At 72.1% G+C, this 19,591-nt stretch carries 19 protein-coding genes and 1 pseudogene; 7 read left to right on the forward strand and 13 right to left on the reverse strand.

Annotation, left to right across the window (positions count from 1 at the left end; genetic code table 11):
• Nucleotide 1: 1 nt before the first annotated feature.
• Nucleotides 2–2,590 carry an NACHT domain-containing protein gene (locus ACH4D3_RS30015; protein ID WP_398328340.1) on the reverse strand — a complete coding sequence of 863 codons (2,589 nt, stop codon included), beginning with the start codon at nucleotides 2,588–2,590 and terminating at the stop codon, nucleotides 2–4.
• A 398-nt stretch (nucleotides 2,591–2,988) separates the two neighbouring features.
• Between ACH4D3_RS30015 and ACH4D3_RS30020 the strand changes: the two genes are divergently transcribed.
• On the forward strand, nucleotides 2,989–3,675 hold the full coding sequence (locus ACH4D3_RS30020; RefSeq protein WP_398328343.1) for a M23 family metallopeptidase: 687 nt from the start codon (nucleotides 2,989–2,991) through the stop codon (nucleotides 3,673–3,675).
• A 9-nt stretch (nucleotides 3,676–3,684) separates the two neighbouring features.
• Here the strand turns inward: ACH4D3_RS30020 and ACH4D3_RS30025 are convergent, their stop codons facing one another.
• Nucleotides 3,685–4,284 carry a TetR/AcrR family transcriptional regulator gene (locus ACH4D3_RS30025; RefSeq protein ID WP_398328346.1) on the reverse strand — a complete coding sequence of 200 codons (600 nt, stop codon included), beginning with the start codon at nucleotides 4,282–4,284 and terminating at the stop codon, nucleotides 3,685–3,687.
• A gap of 147 nt (nucleotides 4,285–4,431) precedes the next feature.
• Here ACH4D3_RS30025 and ACH4D3_RS30030 point away from each other — a divergent pair, with 147 nt between their 5' ends.
• A complete protein-coding gene (locus tag ACH4D3_RS30030) occupies nucleotides 4,432–6,030 on the forward strand; it encodes an MDR family MFS transporter (RefSeq protein ID WP_398328349.1) in 1,599 nt (532 codons plus the stop codon).
• A gap of 76 nt (nucleotides 6,031–6,106) precedes the next feature.
• On the opposite strand, the gene ACH4D3_RS30035 is transcribed toward ACH4D3_RS30030, so the two are convergent.
• Entirely contained in the window at nucleotides 6,107–6,895 is a 789-nt protein-coding gene (locus tag ACH4D3_RS30035; RefSeq protein ID WP_398328352.1) for an SAM-dependent methyltransferase, read from the reverse strand.
• A gap of 215 nt (nucleotides 6,896–7,110) precedes the next feature.
• Here ACH4D3_RS30035 and ACH4D3_RS30040 point away from each other — a divergent pair.
• Both ACH4D3_RS30040 and ACH4D3_RS30045 read left to right on the forward strand, forming a co-directional pair.
• Nucleotides 7,111–7,224: pseudogene (locus tag ACH4D3_RS30040) on the forward strand (XRE family transcriptional regulator); the annotation flags it as partial.
• Nucleotides 7,184–7,381: a DUF397 domain-containing protein gene (locus tag ACH4D3_RS30045; protein WP_398328355.1), complete on the forward strand. Its 198-nt coding sequence runs from the start codon at nucleotides 7,184–7,186 to the stop codon at nucleotides 7,379–7,381. The pseudogene ACH4D3_RS30040 and the gene ACH4D3_RS30045, both read left to right, overlap by 41 nt.
• An 11-nt stretch (nucleotides 7,382–7,392) precedes the next feature.
• Here ACH4D3_RS30045 and ACH4D3_RS30050 read toward each other — a convergent pair whose 3' ends face one another.
• Nucleotides 7,393–7,851, reverse strand: coding sequence for a hypothetical protein (locus ACH4D3_RS30050; RefSeq protein ID WP_398328358.1), 459 nt, complete (start codon nucleotides 7,849–7,851; stop codon nucleotides 7,393–7,395).
• 31 nt (nucleotides 7,852–7,882) lie between these two features.
• Nucleotides 7,883–8,500 (reverse strand): LysE family translocator, encoded by a 618-nt coding sequence (locus ACH4D3_RS30055; protein ID WP_398328475.1) that lies wholly within the window; start codon nucleotides 8,498–8,500, stop codon nucleotides 7,883–7,885.
• 119 nt (nucleotides 8,501–8,619) lie between these two features.
• On the opposite strand from ACH4D3_RS30055, the gene ACH4D3_RS30060 reads away from it, so the two are divergent.
• Nucleotides 8,620–9,072: an Lrp/AsnC family transcriptional regulator gene (locus tag ACH4D3_RS30060; protein ID WP_398328361.1), complete on the forward strand. Its 453-nt coding sequence runs from the start codon at nucleotides 8,620–8,622 to the stop codon at nucleotides 9,070–9,072.
• Between the two features lie 38 nt (nucleotides 9,073–9,110).
• Nucleotides 9,111–9,677 carry a YrhB domain-containing protein gene (locus tag ACH4D3_RS30065; RefSeq protein WP_398328364.1) on the forward strand — a complete coding sequence of 189 codons (567 nt, stop codon included), beginning with the start codon at nucleotides 9,111–9,113 and terminating at the stop codon, nucleotides 9,675–9,677.
• Here the strand turns inward: ACH4D3_RS30065 and ACH4D3_RS30070 are convergent.
• The 6 genes from ACH4D3_RS30070 to ACH4D3_RS30095 all read right to left on the reverse strand — a co-directional run bounded on the left by ACH4D3_RS30070 (nucleotide 9,631) and on the right by ACH4D3_RS30095 (nucleotide 15,429).
• Nucleotides 9,631–10,476 carry a phosphotransferase gene (locus tag ACH4D3_RS30070; RefSeq protein WP_398328367.1) on the reverse strand — a complete coding sequence of 282 codons (846 nt, stop codon included), beginning with the start codon at nucleotides 10,474–10,476 and terminating at the stop codon, nucleotides 9,631–9,633. The genes ACH4D3_RS30065 and ACH4D3_RS30070 overlap by 47 nt on opposite strands.
• A gap of 125 nt (nucleotides 10,477–10,601) precedes the next feature.
• Nucleotides 10,602–12,134 carry a two-component system sensor histidine kinase CseC gene (gene cseC, locus ACH4D3_RS30075; RefSeq protein WP_398328370.1) on the reverse strand — a complete coding sequence of 511 codons (1,533 nt, stop codon included), beginning with the start codon at nucleotides 12,132–12,134 and terminating at the stop codon, nucleotides 10,602–10,604.
• A 23-nt stretch (nucleotides 12,135–12,157) separates the two neighbouring features.
• Nucleotides 12,158–12,862, reverse strand: a complete 705-nt coding sequence (gene cseB / locus ACH4D3_RS30080; protein ID WP_398328373.1) for a two-component system response regulator CseB — start codon at nucleotides 12,860–12,862, stop codon at nucleotides 12,158–12,160.
• A gap of 130 nt (nucleotides 12,863–12,992) precedes the next feature.
• A complete protein-coding gene (locus ACH4D3_RS30085) occupies nucleotides 12,993–13,667 on the reverse strand; it encodes a hypothetical protein (RefSeq protein WP_398328376.1) in 675 nt (224 codons plus the stop codon).
• Complete coding sequence (locus ACH4D3_RS30090) at nucleotides 13,655–14,188, reverse strand: SigE family RNA polymerase sigma factor (protein WP_003975479.1); 534 nt, start codon at nucleotides 14,186–14,188, stop codon at nucleotides 13,655–13,657. Before ACH4D3_RS30090 ends, ACH4D3_RS30085 begins: the two co-directional genes overlap by 13 nt.
• A 314-nt stretch (nucleotides 14,189–14,502) precedes the next feature.
• On the reverse strand, nucleotides 14,503–15,429 hold the full coding sequence (locus ACH4D3_RS30095) for an A/G-specific adenine glycosylase (RefSeq protein ID WP_398328379.1): 927 nt from the start codon (nucleotides 15,427–15,429) through the stop codon (nucleotides 14,503–14,505).
• Nucleotides 15,430–15,613: 184 nt separating this feature from the next.
• Here ACH4D3_RS30095 and ACH4D3_RS30100 point away from each other — a divergent pair, with 184 nt between their 5' ends.
• Entirely contained in the window at nucleotides 15,614–16,468 is an 855-nt protein-coding gene (locus tag ACH4D3_RS30100) for a hypothetical protein (protein ID WP_398328382.1), read from the forward strand.
• Between the two features lie 39 nt (nucleotides 16,469–16,507).
• On the opposite strand, the gene disA is transcribed toward ACH4D3_RS30100, so the two are convergent.
• Nucleotides 16,508–17,632 carry a DNA integrity scanning diadenylate cyclase DisA gene (disA, locus tag ACH4D3_RS30105; RefSeq protein ID WP_003975482.1) on the reverse strand — a complete coding sequence of 375 codons (1,125 nt, stop codon included), beginning with the start codon at nucleotides 17,630–17,632 and terminating at the stop codon, nucleotides 16,508–16,510.
• A gap of 81 nt (nucleotides 17,633–17,713) precedes the next feature.
• Nucleotides 17,714–19,123: a DNA repair protein RadA gene (gene radA, locus ACH4D3_RS30110; RefSeq protein ID WP_398328385.1), complete on the reverse strand. Its 1,410-nt coding sequence runs from the start codon at nucleotides 19,121–19,123 to the stop codon at nucleotides 17,714–17,716.
• Nucleotides 19,124–19,591: the final 468 nt, after the last annotated feature.

Raw genomic sequence — 19,591 nt, forward strand, 5'->3', positions numbered from 1 at the left:
GTTACTCCCCGAGGTGGGTGCGCTCTGCGGACGACGGTGTCTCGAACTCCGCCACCCAGGCCGGTACCTGCCCGGCCACCGACCCGTCCACGTCCGTGCCCACGTAGACGGACGACAGGCGGGGGAAGGCCGACAGCCAGGACAGCCCCTCCACCGGATGCGGTGCGTCGAGCGCCAGGTGGGTGAGCCGGTCCGGCACGATCAGGGCCGTCAGGTCCTCGACCCGGTAGGAGCCGTGGATCATGAGGCGCTGCCAGCCGCCCAGTGCGCCGAGCGTGCGGAGGTCCTCGGGCGTGGTCACCATGAGATACGACTGGTAGGACAGATGGGCGAGGATCTCGTGCGCGTACCGGGTCCGGTCGAAGCGGTCCCAGGCGGCGGCCAGGGCCCGCTGGACCTCCTCGCTCGGGTGGTCCCGGTAGCGGCGCAGAAAGTGCAGCGCCGCCTCGCTGCCGACCTCGATCGCGGTCTGCACGGTCATGTACGCCGTCCGTTCGTCGATGCCGTCCGGGCCGGGCAGCATGCCCAGCACCAGATCGCCCCCGGCCCGCGCCACCTCCTGGGCCGCCGCCAGGCCGGTCGGCGGGACATGGGCGGCCAGCCCCCGCTCCACCCGTTCGCGGACCCCCGGCTCCACCTCCGCCGCGTAGTGCAGCCCGGCCGCCGCGAGCAGTGAGCCGCGCGGGGTGCCCGGCTCCGTGAGCCGGCGCAGCATGTGCTCCGCCTCCTTGGGCCGGGCGTGCGCGAGGGCGAGCAGGATCACGTCCTCCCACTCGTCCCGGTCGGCGTGGTCGACCAGCAGGTCGAAGTCCATCTCCTGCACGGCCAGCCGGGAGCCCAGATAGTCCTGGAAGGTGCGGTGCAGGAAGTCCACCCGGCCCTCGGCGGGCTCGCGCAGCAGCCCGGAGCGCAGCAGCAGCGCGGCGTAGACCTCCTCGTCGCCGACACCGGCGAGGTTCAGGGCCGGCGCGGCCCGGCCGATGATCTGGAGTGCCTCGGACCGGTCCATCTCCGCCCGGCCGTTGCGGATCAGCCACCACGCCAGTTTCTGCAGCAGCTGTACCTGGGTCGCGTACGGCAGGGCGGCCCCGGCGGGGTCGTGCAGCTCGCGCTCGCGGTCCCGGCGTTCCAGGAGCATGGTCAGGGCGGCCTCGTACAGGGACCGCCGGTCCTGCGGGAGGAAGCCGCGCCGGTCGCGGTGCAGGGCGCACAGCATGCCGCACATGAGGGGGTTGGTGGCCAGGCGGTTCAGTTCGGGCGTGGTCCGCACGGACCGCCGCAGCGCCTCGCCCACCGCCTCCTCGGCGCCGGCCGCGCGGTGCCAGCGCCGTACGAACGTGTCGACCTCCGTGCGTCCCATCCGGGCGAGGTCCAGTTCGTGGAAGCCCTCGGCGGCCAGCCAGTCCTGCGGTACGGCCGAGGGGCGCGAGGTGACCAGCCACAGGTTGCCCGGGAAGGTCCGCACCAGCTCGCGCAGCCAGCGGCGGACGGTGGCCCGGCGCTCGTCCGCGATCTCGTCGATGCCGTCGATCAGCAGTACCCCGCGCCGGGCCCGCAGCACCCGCTCGGCCCAGCCGGGCGGCTGCTCGCCCGCGACGGGTGCGCCGACCGCCCGCAGGAAGTCCCCGGGCAGCGGCAGCTCGGCGCCCGGCCGCACGATCCGGCGCATCGGCAGCACGAACGGCACGCGCCCGATGAGATGGGTCAGCCCGTGGTCGTAGACGCGGCCGGCCGTGGTCACCGCGAGCCACTGCACGAGGGTCGTCTTGCCGGAGCCGGCGACGCCGCGCAGGAACACCTGGTCGTGTCCGGCGAGCACCTGCTCGGCGGAGACGCGCAGCTGACCGGCCCCCGCGAGGGTCTGCCGCCCGTGCTGCGGCCGGGTCGCCTCCAGGCTCAGGTACGCCGTGTCCAGCGGCCACTCCCGGGTCCCGGCGTCCAGCCCGTAGATGGTGAGCGTGCCGTACCGGGCGGCGACGTGGTCCGCGTAGCGCTCCTCGAACCCGGCGTCCTCGGCCGACTGGGACGGCAGCCGTTCCAGCAGGACGTCGACGGCCTGGACCAGCCGGGCCAGCTGCTGCGTCTGGACGGTCTGCTGGCGGGCGACGTAGGTGGAGCGCTGGGTGAGGAAGTTCAGGATGTGCAGCGAGGCGGTGTGCAGCAGCCGCTCGTACAGCAGCGTGCCGCCCTCGCCGAGCCCGTACGGGGCCAGGGGCACGCCGGCGCCCAGCTCGCGGGCGAAGCGCTCCGGGCCGAGCCCGACGGCCTCGTAGTCCTCGACGGTGATCTCGCCGAGCCGGGCGAGCGTGCGGGCCAGCGCGTCCTTGACGGCCGCCGCCTCCGCGGCGTCCACGGGCTCCTCGCCGGGTCCGGCCGAGGTCAGCGCCCTGCGGACCAGCTCTTCGGCGATCTTGTCGACGTCCTTGGGCGTGACGTTCCGCTTCTCGCCCCGGAAGGACACCAGCGCCGATATCCGCACCGGCCGGTCCACGAGCCCCGCTCCCGGCCCGTTCCGGACGAAGAGCCGCCGGACCAGCGGTACGACCGCGCTGGACGCGACACGGGCCCCGAGTGCTGTGACGTCGACCATGCTCCGAGCCTAGGTGAACGCCCTTGTGCGGGGGGCGGGTTAGCCGGGACGGGAGTAGCCCCCGTCACATTCACCGGGTCTTCGATCATGGCCGCCGGTGATGTGCCGCACAGGCCGATTGCCGTGTACTACGGGGAATAGTGGCCGCCGCAAGAACGACGAAACCGGACATACCGGAGCGCCCGACGGGAGCCTTTCCGGGGCCCTGAGCTGGTTTTGTCCAAAATGGCCGCTCTGGTGTGAGTCGTGAAGTTTCACTCTGAAGTACTAAATAGGGTCGTAGGTCACACCTTTGTGCGGTTCGGGGTCGCCGGGTTACCAAGGTTGAGCCCGCCCGGTGAGCGCCTTGTGCGTCCCGCCGGTGGGCATTCCTCTGCACCCGTCCCCATGAGGTTCGAATGTTCCCGCGTGTCACGTCCCGTTCTTCCCGTACGACCATCCGCACCCGCGCCGCGGTGATGGCCGCAGGCCTCGGAGCCTCGGTCGCACTGGGAGCCGGGGTCGCGGCCGCCACCGGCACCACGGCGGCCTCCAGCACCACCGCCGCCGCGAGCGCCGTAGAGGCCCAGGCCGCGGCGCAGGCCAAGGCGGCGAAGGCCGAGAAGGCCGCCGCGAGCGCCAAGAAGAGCACCACCGCCAAGAAGACGGCCACCAAGAAGAAGGCCGCCTCCTGGGTCGACCCGGTCAAGAAGTACGAGCTGAGCGCCAGCTTCGCCCAGAACGGCGGCATGTGGGCCAGCAAGCACAGCGGCCAGGACTTCGCCGTGCCGATCGGCACCAACGTCGTCGCCACCCACGGCGGCACCGTGGTCAAGGCCGGCGGCAACGGCGCCGGTGACGGCCCCGCCTACGGCAACGCGATCGTCATCAAGCACGGCAACGGCACGTACTCCCAGTACGCGCACCTGTCCAAGATCAATGTGAAGATCGGCCAGATCGTGAAGACGGGCCAGTCGATCGCCAAGTCCGGCAACACCGGCAACTCCAGCGGTCCGCACCTGCACTTCGAGATCCGGACCACGCCGAACTACGGCTCGGCCGTGGACCCGGTCGCCTTCCTGCGCGGCAAGGGCGTGACCGTCTAAGGGCCGGGGCTACCCGCCCGCGGCTCCCCGGTGGGCCTGGGTCACCAGATCGATGGCGACCTCGAGAACGGCAGCGCGCTGTTCCTCGGGGTCGCCTTCGAGGTCCCGGAGCACGAACATCCCGGCGTGCAGCGTGAACAGCGCGGTGACGCAGCGGACCTGGTCGACCATGTCCGCCTCGGGGTCCATGAGGATGTCGCGCAGGCCGAACATCCGGTGCTTGAACAGCTCACCGATCCGCAGGTCACGCACCGTGGCCTGGTTCTCCTGCATGAAGCGGAACAGCGGCGCCGCGCCCGCCAGCGCCTCGCTGTAGCGCCGGATGATCTCCTGCTTCGTCTCCAGGGTGTGCGGCTGCTCCCGCCCCCACTCGATCAGGTGCTCCAGCGGCCGTGAGAGGTCCTCGAAGATGCTGACGAGGATCTCTTCCTTGGTCTTGAAGTGGTAGTAGAGCGCGGCCTTGGTGACGTCCAGGCGCTCGGCGATCTCGCGCAGGGAGGTCTTCTCGTACCCCTGCTCCGCGAAGAGCTCGAGCGCCACGTCCTGGATGCGCTGGCGGGTGTCCCCGCGGCGTCGCTGCTGCTTGGTGCCGTTCATTGTGCCGCCCATCCTCCTACGCACCTCCTGCCCCGCGCACTTTCCGAAAAACTTACTTGACGCCCGGCTAGTTACGCGCCTACCTTTCCCAGTGTAGACAACTTGCCGGGCGGCAAGTAAGTGGCAAGTGGCACAGCGGTAGCTGGGGGAGTAGGAGAGATGGCCGAGAAAACGGAGGCGACGGCCGGGGCCGACGCCGGAAAGCAGCCGAGGAGCGTGCGGGTCGTCCTGCTCGCCCTCATGATCGCGATGATGCTCGCGATGCTCGACAACATGATCATCGGCACCGCGATGCCGACGATCGTGGGCGAGCTGGGCGGCCTGGAGCACCTGTCCTGGGTCGTCACCGCCTACACCCTGGCCACCGCGGCCTCCACCCCGCTGTGGGGCAAGCTCGGTGACATGTACGGGCGCAAGGGCTCGTTCATGACGTCGATCGTGATCTTCCTGATCGGCTCCGCGCTCAGCGGCATGGCCCAGGACATGGGCCAGCTCATCGGCTTCCGCGCGATCCAGGGCCTGGGCGCCGGTGGTCTGATGGTCGGCGTCATGGCGATCATCGGCGACCTGATACCGCCCCGCGAGCGCGGCAAGTACCAGGGCATGATCGCCGGTGTCATGGCGCTCTCGATGATCGGCGGACCGCTGGTCGGCGGCACCATCACCGACAACTGGGGCTGGCGCTGGTCCTTCTACATCAACATCCCGCTCGGCGTGATCGCGCTCGTCGCCATCAGCGCCGTGCTGCACCTGCCGAAGAAGCGCAGCAAGGCGCGGATCGACTATCCGGGTGCCGCGCTGCTGACCATCGGCATCACGGCCATCGTGCTCGTCACCACCTGGGGCGGCACCGAGTACGCCTGGACCTCGGCGCGGATCATGGAGCTGATCGGCATCGGCGTCGCCGCGCTGGTCGGGTTCGTGTTCTGGCAGACGAAGGCCGCCGAGCCGATCATGCCGCTGCACATCTTCCGCAGCCGCAACTTCACCCTCATGTCGATCATCGGCTTCATCGTCGGCTTCGTGATGTTCGGCGCCACCCTCTTCCTGCCGCTGTACCAGCAGTCGGTGCAGGGCGCGTCCGCCACCAACTCCGGGCTGCTGCTCCTGCCCATGCTGGGCGCGATGCTCGTCACGTCGATGGTCGCCGGTCGCGTCACCACCAACACCGGCCGCTACAAGATCTTCCCGGTGGCGGGCGGCGCGCTGATGACGGTCGGCCTGTACCTGCTGTCGACCATGGACACCGACACCACCCGCTTCACCTCCGGCCTGTACATGGCCGTCGTCGGTCTCGGCATGGGCTGCCTGATGCAGATCACCATGCTGGTGGCGCAGAACAGCGTGGAGATGAAGGACATGGGCGTCGCGTCCTCCTCCACCACCCTCTTCCGCACCCTCGGCTCCTCCTTCGGCGTCGCGATCATGGGCGCCCTGTTCAACAACCGGGTCCAGGACGTCATGGCCGAGCGGGCCGCGGGCTCGGGCGCCAAGGCGACGGAGCAGTCCGCGACACTCACCGCGGACGCGCTGAAGGCACTGCCGGCCGGCATCCGCGACGCCTACCAGCACGCGGTGTCCTCCGGCACCCACGGCGCGTTCCTGCTCGGCTCCGCGGTGGCCGTGCTCGCACTGGTCGCGGCGTTCTTCGTCAAGGAGGTCCCGCTGAAGGGCGCGGGCCCGAAGCCGGCCGACGCCCCGGCCGACGGCGACGGCGACCCGGCCACGGCGAAGGCCCCGGTGACCGAGGCCGTCTGACCTCGCGGCGACCCGCCGCCTTCCCCCTCCCCGGGCCCCCGGGCGGCTTCGGCCCCCGGGGGGGCCTCTGCCCTGCTCACCGCCTGCGCGCGGCGAGCAGGGCAAAGGAGAGGTACTCGCCGTGGTCGGCGGTGAGCATGCCGACGACGGCCCGGTCGCCCTCGGCGCGAGCGGTGTCCTTACTCGCGCCGTCCGCGCTCCGGTACGCGGCCCCCGCCCTGGCCCACAGCAGCCAGTCCCGCCAGGCATCCGGTTGCAGCCGCGCCGAGGTGACGTCCACCAACTCGGTGGTCTCCCACTGGAAACGCCACCACTCGGCGGTGTGCCAGGCCATCGCCTCCCAGCCCACCACCTCCTTGATGTGCGGCGGGACCGCCCCCAGCTCACGCACCTCCCGCGTGAGAGCAGGCGTCGCCACCCCCAACTGCCCCCAGGGCCGCAGGAATCGGACGAGATACGGCAGATAGCCGTCCGCCGTCCCGAAGTACTCGAACGCGTCGACGCTGACGATCGCGTCGAAGCTCCCCTCCTCGAACGGCAGCGAGTGCGCCTCCGCCCGCACGGCCTCCACCCGGTCCCCGACCCCCGCCGCCGCGAACACGGCCGCCGCCTCCTCGGCCGCGATCCACCAGTCCGCCGCGACGACCTCGACGCCGTACTCCCGGGCCAGGAACACCGCCGTCGCGCCCTTCCCGGACCCGAGGTCGAGAACCCGCATCCCCGGCCGCAGCTCCAGATCCCGGGCGAGATCCTCCAGCAGCCACAGCGGATGGGGCCCCATGTCGAGGTCCAGCAGCCACGCGGGGTCGTAGCGGGAGGAACGCGGATAGCGGTCGGGACGTACGAGTTCACTCAAGTCGGTCACGACCACGAACCCAAGCCGATCACTCACCCGGAGACAACCCGGTTTCGCCGGGCCGGATGCGACGGAGCCGCCTCGCCGGCGCACTCGAACCACACCGTCTTGCCCCGCCCGTCCGGGTACGGCGTGACGCCCCACCGGTCGGTCACCGCCGCGACGATCACGAGCCCCCGCCCGCCCTCGCCCAGCGCGTCCCCGGCAGCCGGGACCGGCAGCTCGCTCGCTTGCAGGCCGCCGCCCTCTCCGTGGAGGATTCGGCGGAACTGATCATCCGTGTGATGGAGGAACGCTATGGACACTGCTCCCAGCCCGAGGAACACCCAGTGGCGTAAGTCCAGTTACAGCGGAAACACCGGTGGCGACTGCCTCGAAGTGGCCGATGGCTGTCCCACCGGTGCCGTCCCCGTCCGGGACAGCAAGAACCCGGCCGGGCCGGTCGTCACCGTCGGAGCCGGTGCCTGGCAGGTGTTCGTCGACGGCCTGCGGTAACCGCCCGCCCGCTACTGCTCACCCCGCGCCGCCTGCCGGGCGAGGAAGTCCTCGAACGCCGCCCGCTGCTTCGGATCCATGAAGCCCTGCTGGACACTGCGGGCCTGTTCCTCAAGCCAGTGCGCCTCGCCGGGGTCGAGCAGCTCCGCGACCACCACGCCGTCGCGGGCCACCGCCGTACGTCCTCCCGCACGGCGCCGGAAGAGCGTGAACGGGCCGAACTCCTCGGGGTGGGCCAGCTCGGGCTCCTCCATCGGGGCCCGGTCTCCCGGCGCGTAGGCGGCGGGTGCCCAGTGCTCCCAGAGCGCCAGCGTCGCAGCGGGCACCAGCACCGCCCGCTGCGACGGCCGGTCTCCCTCCCACATGAACGTGACGGTGATGGGCTCGCCCACCGCCTCGGCGAGCCCGAGCACCCGCTCCACCTCGTCGTTGACCGGGAAGCCGACCTTCGCGTTGATCTGTATCCCCATGGCGCCTCAGGCTACGGGCACGCCCCGGGGCCTAGACCAGCCGCTCCACCAGCAGCAGCGCACCGACGAGGATCATCGCCGCGCCCGAGAAGCGGGACACCGCCGTGGCGACGGCCGGGCGGGCGCCCAGGACCCGGCGTGCCGTGGTGCCGACGCCCGTGTAGACGACGGCGCAGTTGGCGGTGTGCACCAGGCCGAGGGCGACGATCTGCGCGGCGAAGGGCCAGTCGGAGTCCCGGGCGGCGAACTGCGGCAGGAGGGCGAGGAACAGCAGCAACGCCTTGGGGTTGAGGCCGCTGATGCCCGCCCCTCTGGCCGCACGCCCCACCCACGAGCCGGAGCCGCCTGCCTCGCCGCCCTCCTCGGCCCGGGGCGCCGCGGGGCGGGCCAGGGTCGTGGCGCCGAGCCAGATCAGATACGCCGCACCGGCGGCCGTCAGTGCGGTCAGCACCGTCGGTGAACCGGCGACCGCCGTCGCCAGGCCCGCGGCGACCACGGCGGTCAGCAGGACGTATCCGCTCAGCATGCCGCCGACGGCGGGCAGTACCGACCGGTGCCGCAGGCCCGCCGTGATCGCGTAGGCCCAGTCCGCTCCCGGGACGAGCACCAGCAGGAAGGACACCGACCAGAAGGCCCCGATGCCGGCCATCTCCACCGTCTCCACCTCACACTTCTTCCAGCTCCTCCTGAGGAAGATTAGGGAAGATTGTCCGAAAGGTGCTTCCAAGATGACCCCGTCCAGGCCGCGACGGTGGAAGAATTTCCCCCATGGACGACGTGGACCGGAAGATCCTTGCCGAGCTGCAGCGGGACGGTCGGCAGACCCTGACCGAACTCGCCGAGCGGGTCCGCCTCAGCGTCTCCCCCTGCCACCGGCGCCTGCGCGCGCTGGAGCGCTCCGGGGCGATCACCGGCTACCACGCCGCACTGAACGCCCCCGCGCTCGGCCTGGGCTTCGAGGCACTGGTCTTCGTCACCATGCGCTACGAGGACCGCCAGACCGTGGCCGCCTTCGAAGCGGCCGTGGCCGAGATCCCGCACGTCCTCCAGGCCCAGCGGCTGTTCGGCGACCCCGACTACCTGCTGCGCGTCGTCACCCGCGACCTGGAGGCGTACCGGCGGCTCTACGACGAACGCCTCGCCTCGCTCCCCGGCGTGCAGCGCCTCAGCTCCACCCTCGTCATGGCCAACCTGGTCGAGGCCCGCCCGCTGCCCCTGTGACACCCGAGTCGTCGGAAGATGTGGGAGGTACCGCACGCGTGATCGAGCGGGATGTGGCGATTCGGATCGTCGAAGAAGAGCTGGAGCGCACCTACCAGAAGGAGCTGGCGGCCGGTCTCGACCCGATGCGGACGGCTGTGGCGGATGTGGAGGCGCACGAACTGGTGTGGATCGTCGGCTGGACGACCGAGGAGTACCTGCGGACCGGGGACCGCCGGTTCCTGCCGGTCGGCAACGGGCCCTACCTGGTCGACCGCGGCGACGGAAGCCTGCACACCATCGGCGTCCTCTCCGCCATGGCCGGGGCGTGGGAGGACGACTATCGCGTCCGGGTCCGGGGACAGACCGTGCGGACCGCGGTGGACGATCTGCACGACGAAGTGCGGGCCGCAACGGCCGAACGGGGACGGGTGCACGCCTCGCGCGTTCTTCGGCAAAGGGTTCCCGAACTGACCCCCGCCCAGGCCGTCGACTACGTGGCCGCCCTGAAAACGGGCGCCGCCCCGGCGCACCTCGTGGCGGTCGCCGCCGTGCGGCTGGTGCCGCCCGTGGATCCGGTCATGTCGGTGCGGACCCTCCGCGGAGGGAGGCCCGCACCCGGTTGAGCCCTTCCGCCCGCCAGTGGTCCCGCTCGGGCATCTGGTCGTTCCGGCGCCAGCGCCAGGCCGAGAACATCGCCCAGTTCAGGGCCCGGCACCGGCCGATCAGACCCTGGTCGGCCCCCGCGTAGTGCTGTCCCACGTCTTCGGGGGCGTGCGCGAGGTCGAACTCGACCGGCCCGCGGCAGCAGGTGGCGAGGTCCACGAAGAGCGGTCCTCTCCTCGTATTGAGGAGGTTGCCCGGATGCGGCTCGCCGTGCAGCAGCTGGTCACCGGCCCGGTCGGCGCCGATCTCCGCGCCCAGACCGCCGAGGGTGTCGCCGAGGAAGGCCCGGTCGGCGTCGGACAGCTCGGGAGACCGCTCCGGGTCACTCACCTCTCTCAGCGCCGCGGCGACTCGATCGGTGAAGTGCGGGGCGGTCAGATCGATCCCGCGCAGGGCGGTGTGGTGGCGCCGGAAGGCGTCCGCATAGTCGGTCGGCGCGATCTTTGAGGGCAACGGCTCGTAGTAGGTCCAGAGCGAGACGGCGAAGGCGTCCCGCACGTGGACCCGGGGAGCGACCCGGGGGTCGAGCCCGGCCACCGGAGCGTCGACGTCGGCGAGGCGGCGGGCGACCTCCACCTCGAACGCGGAGTCGGCCAGATGACCCACGGGTGCGACCCGGGCCAGGACGTCGCAGGGGAGCAGACGCAGCACGACCCGGTCCGAGTCGTGGACGACGGCCACGTCGGTGGCCTCGAGACCCAGCTCTTCAGCGGTCGCCCGGCCCGCCTCGATCGCGCGGCGGAGTTCCGAAGGCTCCACGTGGCCCTCCTCAATGTCGGCGGGGCCACTCCTGACCCGGCGGGAAGCATTCCACGACAGGACCCGAACCGGCCCCTGGTTTTTTCGAGCCGCCAAGGGCGTCCGGCACCCTCCCACCCAGGACTTCAGCGCTTCGGGGACGTCTCCCGGGCCGACGTCGCCCCGCCCTTCGGCCGGTCCGGCAGCATCGGGTAGCTCCCCGTGTTGGTCGGCGCGTGTTCCGGGAGCCACAGGACGGCGACCGCGCCCTCGGCCGGTATGTGCGCGGGGGCGCCGGCCGGGCGTACGTTGCGGAAGGTGAGCCGGGCGCCCAGGACGCGGGCCTGACCGGCCGCGATGGTCAGGCCGAGGCCGTGTCCGCGGCCGGCCCGGTCCGTGCTGCCGGTGCGGAACCGGCTCGGGCCCTCGGCCAGCAGGTCCTCGGGGAAGCCCGGCCCGTGGTCGCGGACCCGTATCACCCGGCCCTCGACGCTGACCTCGACGGGGGAACGGCCGTGCCGGGCGGCATTGGCCAGCAGGTTGAACAGCACGCGCTCCAGGCGGCGCGGGTCGGTGGTGACCTCCGACTCGTGGATCACCCGCACCTCGACGGCGGGATCCTTGGCGGCGACCCGCCGGGACACGAAGTCGCCCAGCATGATGTCCTGCAACTCGGCCCGCTCCGAGGCCCCGTCGAGCCGGGCCACCTCCAGGACGTCCTCGACGAGGGTGCGCATCGCCTTCGCCCGGTCGAGGACCAGCTCGGTCGGCCGGCCCGGCGGCAGCAGCTCGGCGGCCGTGAGCAGACCGGTGACCGGGGTGCGCAGCTCGTGCGCGATGTCCGCGGTGACCCGGCGCTCGGCCTCGATGCGCTGCTGCAGGGCGTCCGCCATCGCGTCCACGGCGCGCGCGACGTCGTCCGTCTCGTCCCGCACGACGCCGCCGATGGCGTCCCGTACCCGGACGTCCGCCTCACCGCTCGCGACCCGGTTCGCGGCGGCGGCGGCCTCGCGCAGCCGGCGCGACAGCTGACCGCCGATGAGCACGCCCAGCGCGCTGCCGCCGAGGACGACCGCGATGGAACCGATGACCAGGGCCTGGTCGAGGTCGCTGAGGATGTCCGCGCTGCGGTCGGTGAAACCGGAGTGCAGGGACATCACGTGCCCGTCCTTGAGCGGCACGGCCGCCCAGATGTCCGTCACACCGTCCGGCCGCTCGGAGACGTAGGTGGCCCGCCGCCCCGCGTCGATCTTGCGGCGCAGCTCTGGCGGCAGGGCGGGGTCGTCGATCTGGGCGTTGGGGAAGTTCTGCCGCCCGGACAGCTCGTAGTTGCGCTGGGCGATCAGGACCCGGTCGTCGGCGAGGTCACGGGCGTTGTCGAGCATCGACACCCGGGCGGCGTTGTGCACGACCAGGCTCAGCGCGACCGCCACCAGCGCGCCGACCAGCGCGATGGCCGCGCTCAGCTTCCAGCGCAGCCCGGTGCGGATACCGCGGGCCCGCAGACGGCGCGCACCGAACACCCGCGTACGCCCGCCCGGTTCCGCGTGCTCGCCCGGCCCGGTCTGCGCGCCGGACCCGGCCTGCGCGCCGGACCCCGCGTGCTCGCCCGGCCCCGTGCGGTCGTACGGGTGCCCCGGCGGCGAGACGCTCCGTCGTTGTCGGAAGAACCCCCGCATATCCCTTGTCCCTGTATCCCCGCTCAGGCCTTCAACTTGTAGCCGAAGCCGCGGACCGTCTCGATCCGGTCCTGGCCGATCTTGGTGCGCAGCCGCTGCACGTGCACGTCGACGACCCGGGTGTCCCCGCCCCAGCCGTAGTCCCACACCCGTTCCAACAGCTTGTCGCGCGAGAGGACGGTGCCCGGCGCGGTGGAGAACTCCAGCAGCAGCCGCATCTCGGTAGGAGTGAGCCCCACCGGCCGCCCGGCCCGGCGCACCTCCATGCCGTCGGTGTCCACCTCCAGGTCGCCGAAGGTGAGCACGCCCCCGGTCGCCGCCGCACCGGCGCCCTCCGAACGGTCGCCGCCCCCGGCGTGCCCGAAGCGCCGCAGCACCGCCCGGATCCGGGCGACCAGCACGGCCCCGTCGAACGGCTTGGTGACGTAGTCGTCGGCGCCCGCCTCCAGGCCCAGCACGACGTCGATGGAGTCCGCCCGCGCCGACAGCATGATCACCGGCACTGTGGACTCGTCCCGGATCCGCCGGCACAGGCTGACGCCGTCGAGGCCGGGGAGCATGACGTCGAGCAGGGCGATGTCGGGACGGTCGGCCCGGAAGGACTCCAGGCCGGAGAGTCCGTCGGGCATCGCGGTGACCGCGAAGCCGTCCCGCTCGAGGGCGAGCTGGGTGGCCTCGCGGATGACATCGTCGTCCTCGACGAACAGGACGTGGGTCTGATCTGCCATCCCGGTGCTCTCAGTCCTCATGGTGTGGTCGGTCGAACGGTCGAACGGGCCGCCGGTACGCGTACCACGCTCACTGGGTCATCGGTGCGAGCGGCCCGGTCGGTTCACGCCGCCCGGGACGGCCGGCGGTTCAGCCGTCCGGCTCCGGAACCGGGGTGGGCGCGTTGCCCGCGGCCTTGCTGTAGTCGTTGTGGGTGCGGTACTCCTCGGTGAACCGGTCCGACGCCCAGCGGTACGTGATCACGTTCTCGCCGGACGGACTCGACACCGGGTCGCCCTTGTCGTACACCTGCTTGGTCACCACCAGGTCCCCGCGGTCGATCTCCGCGTAGACCGGAGGCTCCTCGGCCTTGAACACATTCTGGTACGCGCCGTCCTCCTCGCGGTACACGTAACTGCCCACACCCACCGCGTCACCGCACGTCAGCACGTTGACGACGACGTCGTCCGCCGAGCCGTCCGTCAGCTTCCCGTACGACACGTCGATCGGGTACTCGTCGGCGACGCAGGGCTTCAGCTCGCGCTTGACCTCGGGGGACACCTTGGGATCGGCCTTGACGAGCCGCACCGCGTCGACACGGTCGGGGGCCTTGGAGGGGGACGCCTTCGCCGCGGGCGCGGGGGACGGGGAGCCCGCGCCCGCCGTGTCCGCGTGGGCCGGCCCCTCGTCCCGGGCGCCGGTGCCCCCGGTCCCGCAGCCGGCCAGGGAAACGCCGAGGGCGACGAACACGGCCACCGCCGTACTCGCCGCCTGCGTGGTTCTCCGGGTCCCCCCGGGTGTCCGACCGTCGGTCAGGCCGCGCAACGCTCCCGCTCCTCACGCTCCAGCGCCCGTGCGTCCAGATCGCGGGCGACCAGCTCCTCGCGGAGCCGGGCGAGCGCCCGGTGCAGCGTGCTCTTGACCGTTCCCGCCGACATACCGAGGGCGGCGGCGGTCTCCTCCGTTGACATCTGCTCCCAGTGTCGCAGCACGACGACGCTGCGCTGCTTCGGGGCGAGCACCTTCAGGACGTCCATCAGCAGGGCGCGGTCCGCGTGCTGCTCGGTGGCGTCGTCCATGGGGGACTCGGGGAGCTGCTCGGTCGGCACCTCCTCCAGCTTCCGCGCCCGCCACCACTCGGTCCGGGTGTTGATCATCACCCGGCGCAGGTAGGCGTCCGCGAGCCGCTTGTCCTCGATGGTCTCCCAGCGCCCGTACGTCCGCGCCAGCGCGGTCTGCAACAGGTCCTGGGCGTCGACGGGGTCGGGGACCAGGCGCCTGGCGCTGCGCAGCAGCGCGTCCTGCCGGGTGCGGACGTACTCCTCGAACTCGAGCACCTCGCCCATGTCAACCGCCTTCCGATCCCCGTACTCCGACGGTGGTCACCGCCGGCCCACTGCCTGTGGTCCGTAGTCGTGCTGTGCCCGGGGGGCACACAAACGAAGGTAGGGAAGCGTTGTCACGGCGCTGTGCGATGCAGCCTGCGGCAAACCCTCGGCTGTCCGTCGGTTGTGTAACGGAAGTAGGAACCGGGTAAGTCGGTAGCCCACTTGATAGCGACATCAGGCGATTTGTCGGGCGGAGGAGCCGTCACAGAACCACCGGGGGAACCGTCACAGAACCACCGGGGGAACCGTCAGATAGCCGGCCGGACTCCGCGTCAGCTCAGCGGCAGCCGGTACAGACCGTCCGCCAGCGGCTCCACCAGGCCGTCGGCCACCAGGCCGTCCAGGGCGCGGGCACGCTGGACCGGCTCCTGCCACACCTGGTCGAGGGCAGCCTGCGGCACCGGCCCGGCCGCGTCCCGCAGCACCGCGAGCAGCCGCCCGCGCACCTGCCGGTCGGTGCCCGCGTACGTCTGGCCGCGCCGCGGCGGACCGTCGTGGGCGGGCTTGCCGGCCAGCCGCCAGGCGCACTGGGCCGCGATCGGGCAGCGGTGGCACGACTCGTTCTTCGCCGTGCAGACCAGCGCACCCAGCTCCATCGAGGCGGCGGCCCAGCGGGCGGCATTCGCCTGCTCCTCGGGCAGCAGCGCCCGCGCCAGCTTCCGCTCGGCGGCGGTGGTGGCGTTCGGCGGGTACTGCACACCGCTGACCGCGCGGGCGAGGACCCGGCGGACGTTGGTGTCCAGCACGGCGTGCCGCTGGCCGTAGGCGAAGGAGGCGACCGCCGCGGCCGTGTACTCGCCGATGCCGGGCAGTGCCAGCAGTTGGGCATGGTCGGCGGGTACGTCGCCGCCGTGCCGCTCCGTTATGGCCGCCGCGGCGCCGTGCAGGCGCAGGGCGCGGCGCGGGTAGCCGAGCCGGCCCCAGGCGCGCACGGCCTCGCCGGGCGCCTCCGCGGCGAGGTCGGCGGGGCGCGGCCAGCGGGCCAGCCACTGCTCGTAGACGGGCTGGACGCGGCTGACCGGCGTCTGCTGGAGCATGAACTCGCTGACCATCACGCCCCAGGCGCCGGCCTCGGGGCGCCGCCACGGCAGATCGCGGGCGTGCTCGTCGAACCAGTCGATGACGGGGGCGTGCAGCGGCACACCGGACGCGGCGGGGTCGGAGGGTCCGCCTGGCGAGGGCTTCGTGGGCGCAGTCATGTCCCTCCGATCCTGCCACGGGAGGACCGCCGCACGGGAACACCGCCACCCGGAGACCGCCACGGCCGTCACCGGCCCGCCGACCGGGGTCCGGGACGGTCTCCGGAATGATGATCCGTAAAAGATGCGGCCCAAACGGCGGGTGGGACAAGGGAACGCGCCGATCTCTCGTACAGTTTGCGCCGTGGGATCTCTGCGCAATCCGGTCGGGCCGCTTCCCTCCACCATCTACTGGCGACGGAGGGCCGTACTGCTGTCTCTTTTCGCCCTGTTGGCGCTATTGATCACGTGGATCGTGGTCTCCGGCGGCGGGGACGGCGGCAAGGGCCGCGAGGCCGGGGCCAACGGCAAGAACCCGGCACCGTCGATCACTCCGGGCCCCTCGGGGTCCGGCCCGGCGATCAGCCAGGCGCCGGGCGGACGCGACGAGTCGGGGAGCGGCGACTCCAACGGGTCGGGCTCCGGCTCGGGTTCCGGGTCGGGTTCCGGCGGCGACGGCTCCGGGGACGGTTCCGGATCCGGCGACGGCGAGTCCGGCGGCGGCGGATCGGCCGGGTCGGGAAGCGCCGGAGGCGGCGGGGGCGGCGCCGTGACCGGCGTCGGCGCGGGCGACGCGCTGCCGGCCGGGTCGAACCTGCCCAACTGCACCCCCGGCGCGGTGAAGTTCAGCCTGCGCAGCGTCCGCAACAGCTACTCGCCCGGACAGACCCCCGCGTTCGAACTGACCGCGCGGAACACGTCCGGCAGCGACTGCGAGGTCGATCTCGGCCCGAAGCACGCGGTGTTCACCATCACCCCGGCCGACGGCGACGACGCCTACTGGGCCTCGGACGACTGCGTCAAGGGCACGGGCAGCCTGCGCTACCGGGTCGCCGCGGGCAGCGGCATCACCTACACCACCAAGTGGGACCGCAAGCCCAGCGCCCCCGAGTGCGGTACGCCGCCGGCGGGTTCGGCCAAGGCGGGCACCTACCTGGTCGAGGCCAAGGCGCCGGGCTTCGAAAAGGTCCAGACGTCCTTCGTCCTGAAGAACGACTGACCGGGGGCGCGGCCGCGCCCCCGGGGTCCGCCGCGGGCGTCAGACGTAACGCTCCAGGATCGACGACTCCGCCAGCCGCGACAGCCCCTCCCGCACGCTGCGCGCCCGCGCCTCGCCGACACCGTCCACGGTCTGGAGGTCGTCCACACTCGCCGCGAGCAGCTTCTGCAGGCCGCCGAAGTGCTCCACCAGCCGGTCGATGATCGCGCCCGGCAGCCGCGGCACCTTGGCCAGCAGCCGGAACCCGCGCGGCGACACCGCGGAGTCCAGCGTCTCGGGCGACCCGGTGTACCCCAGGGCCCGCGCCACCGTGGAGAGTTCCAACAGCTCGGCATGGCTGAGCTTGTCCAGCTCGGCGAGCGCCTCGTCGACGGTACGGGACCGCTTGGCGGTCGGCTCGGGCACGTAGTCCCGCACGACCAGCTCACGCTCCGGCTCCACACCGGCGATCAACTCGTCCAACTGCAGCGCCAGCAGCCGCCCGTCCGTCCCCAGCTCCACCACGTACTCGGCGATCTCGGTGGCGATCCGGCGCACCATCTCCAGCCGCTGCGCGACCGCGGAGACGTCCCGCACCGTCACCAGGTCCTCGATCTCCAAGGCAGACAGCGTGCCCGCGACCTCGTCGAGGCGCAGCTTGTACCGCTCCAGGGTCGCCAGCGCCTGATTGGCCCGCGACAGAATCGCGGCCGAATCCTCCAGCACCCGCCGCTGCCCGTCCACGTACAGGGCGATCAGTCGCATCGACTGCGACACCGACACGACGGGAAAGCCGACCTGCTTGCTCACCCGGTCGGCAGTCCGGTGCCGCGTGCCGGTCTCCTCCGTCGGAATGGTCGGATCGGGAAGGAGCTGCACCCCCGCCCGCAGGATCTTCGACAGGTCCGAGGACAGCACGATGCCGCCGTCGAGCTTGCACAGCTCGCGCAGCCGGGTCGCGGTGAACTCGACGTCCAGCACGAAACCGCCCGTGCACATCGACTCGACGGTCTTGTCGGAACCCAGCACGATCAGACCGCCGGTATTGCCGCGCAGGACCCGCTCCAGGCCGTCGCGCAGGGAGGTACCGGGCGCCACGGCGCTCAGTGAGGCGCGCATCAGGCCATCGGCACCGGCACTCCCACCGGACTTTCCGGGAGCTGCTGCCCGGTCGTTGGCTGCCACTGCACTCCTCCGGTCGCAGGTTCTTCTGGCGCTCCCGTGTCGCACACTCGGTCGTACGGACGGGCGAGACCAGGGCAAAGTCTACCGGCGGTCCTCCTCCTCCCGTGTGGCCTCTCGCCGACGCGAGCGCGGAAGCACCCGCAGGGCGTCCCCCATGTCCGCGACTTCCAGGACCTTCATGCCTTCGGGGACTCTGCCCGGATCGGCCGGGACCAGGGCGTGCGTGAAGCCCAGCCGGTGCGCTTCGGAGAGCCTGCGCTGCACCCCCGTGACCCGTCTCACCTCTCCCGCGAGCCCGACCTCGCCGATCGCGACGAGGTTCTTGGGCAGCGGGGTGTCACTGGCCGCGCTCGCCAACGCCAGCGCCACGGCGAGGTCGGCGGCCGGCTCGGAGAGCTTCACCCCGCCCACCGTCGCACTGTAGATGTCCCTCTTCCCCAGCGCGCTGATGCGCCCGCGCTGCTCCAGCACGGCCAGCATCATCGACACCCGCGAGGTCTCGAGCCCCGAGGTCGTACGCCGCGGCGACGGGATCTGCGAGTCCACGGTCAGCGCCTGCACCTCGGCGACCAGCGGCCGCCGCCCTTCCAGGGTGACGGTCAGACAGGTCCCGGGCACCGGCTCGGCCCGCCGCGTGAGGAACAGCCCACTGGGATCGGCAAGCCCCGTGATCCCTTCATCGTGCAACTCGAAGCAGCCGACCTCATCCGTCGTCCCGTACCGGTTCTTCACACCCCGCACCAGCCGCAGCCGCGCATGCCGGTCGCCCTCGAAATGCAGCACGACGTCCACGAGGTGCTCCAGCAGCCGCGGGCCCGCGATGGCCCCGTCCTTGGTGACGTGGCCCACCAGCAGCGTGGACATACCGCGTTCCTTGGAGGCCCGGATCAGCGCCCCCGCCACCTCCCGCACCTGCGCCATGCCGCCCGGGGCGCCGTCGATCTCGGGCGAGGCGACGGTCTGTACGGAGTCCAGGATCAGCAGCGACGGCTTCACGGCGTCCAGGTGCCCGAGCACCGCCGCGAGGTCCGTCTCGGCGGCGAGATACAGATGGTCGTCGATGGCATGGATCCGGTCGGCCCGCAGCCGCACCTGACTGGCCGACTCCTCACCGGTGACGTACAGCGTCCGGTGCTCGTCGCTCGCCGACTTGGCCGCGACGTCCAGCAGCAGCGTGGACTTCCCAACGCCCGGCTCACCGGCGACCAGCACCACGGCCCCGGGCACCAGCCCGCCCCCCAGCACCCGGTCCAGCTCGGGCACGCCGGTGGAGCGGGCGGTCGCCTGACGCCCGTCGACCTGGCCGATCGGCACGGCGGACGTGGTCACCCGCCCCGGCGCGGTCGTACGCACGGCGGGCGCGCCGTACTCCTCGACCGTGCCCCAGGCCTGGCATTCGGGGCAGCGGCCGAGCCACTTGGCCGTCTGCCAGCCGCACTCGGTGCAGCGGTAGGACGGCCGTTCCTTGGCGGACTTCGTACGGGCAGCCATGCACGAACGGTAACCGCCCCCACTGACAGCCGACCTCGCGGTCCGTTCCCCGGCACCCCGGGGGCGTGGGTCGCGCGGCCCGGCGTGCTCTTGGCACCCGGGGCGGGTGCGGGCGCGAGGGGGACGCGGCCCGGCGTTGCGGGGTGCCGCTGCGCCCACCCGTGCCGCCCCAGCGGCACGACTGCCCGCAGCCAGGTAGGTACGGCGCGAAGGGGTCGGGTCGGGGGGTGTCCGCCCGCAGCGGTTGGCGCGTCAACGCCCCGAGCCTTTTCAAGTGACCGATTCCGCGCCGTTCCGAGGACGGACACCCCCCGGCGCGGCCCCGACCCACCCACCGCACGTACCGCGCCACGCGCACCCCCACTGAACCCGCGCAGGCCGCCGCAGGCACCCCGAACGGACGACTCCCACCCCGCCCCGGCCACGGAAGGACGGCTTCCTGTCCCCTTATGAGGGATCGTTTCACCC

This window comes from Streptomyces sp. NPDC018026 (assembly GCF_044327745.1).
Taxonomy (GTDB): Bacteria; Actinomycetota; Actinomycetes; order Streptomycetales; family Streptomycetaceae; genus Streptomyces; species Streptomyces rubrogriseus.

Coding starts and splice junctions, on each gene's coding strand:
- ACH4D3_RS30095 (WP_398328379.1), bottom strand. CDS start 15,429: ATGACTGCGCCCACGAAGCCCTCGCCAGGCGGACCCTCCGACCCCGCC.
- ACH4D3_RS30055 (WP_398328475.1), bottom strand. CDS start 8,500: ATGGCCGGCATCGGGGCCTTCTGGTCGGTGTCCTTCCTGCTGGTGCTC.
- ACH4D3_RS30090 (WP_003975479.1), bottom strand. CDS start 14,188: ATGGGCGAGGTGCTCGAGTTCGAGGAGTACGTCCGCACCCGGCAGGAC.
- ACH4D3_RS30015 (WP_398328340.1), bottom strand. CDS start 2,590: ATGGTCGACGTCACAGCACTCGGGGCCCGTGTCGCGTCCAGCGCGGTC.
- ACH4D3_RS30060 (WP_398328361.1), top strand. CDS start 8,620: ATGGACGACGTGGACCGGAAGATCCTTGCCGAGCTGCAGCGGGACGGT.
- ACH4D3_RS30020 (WP_398328343.1), top strand. CDS start 2,989: ATGTTCCCGCGTGTCACGTCCCGTTCTTCCCGTACGACCATCCGCACC.
- ACH4D3_RS30025 (WP_398328346.1), bottom strand. CDS start 4,284: ATGGGCGGCACAATGAACGGCACCAAGCAGCAGCGACGCCGCGGGGAC.
- ACH4D3_RS30045 (WP_398328355.1), top strand. CDS start 7,184: ATGGACACTGCTCCCAGCCCGAGGAACACCCAGTGGCGTAAGTCCAGT.
- ACH4D3_RS30030 (WP_398328349.1), top strand. CDS start 4,432: ATGGCCGAGAAAACGGAGGCGACGGCCGGGGCCGACGCCGGAAAGCAG.
- cseB (WP_398328373.1), bottom strand. CDS start 12,862: ATGGCAGATCAGACCCACGTCCTGTTCGTCGAGGACGACGATGTCATC.
- cseC (WP_398328370.1), bottom strand. CDS start 12,134: ATGCGGGGGTTCTTCCGACAACGACGGAGCGTCTCGCCGCCGGGGCAC.
- ACH4D3_RS30050 (WP_398328358.1), bottom strand. CDS start 7,851: ATGGGGATACAGATCAACGCGAAGGTCGGCTTCCCGGTCAACGACGAG.
- radA (WP_398328385.1), bottom strand. CDS start 19,123: ATGGCTGCCCGTACGAAGTCCGCCAAGGAACGGCCGTCCTACCGCTGC.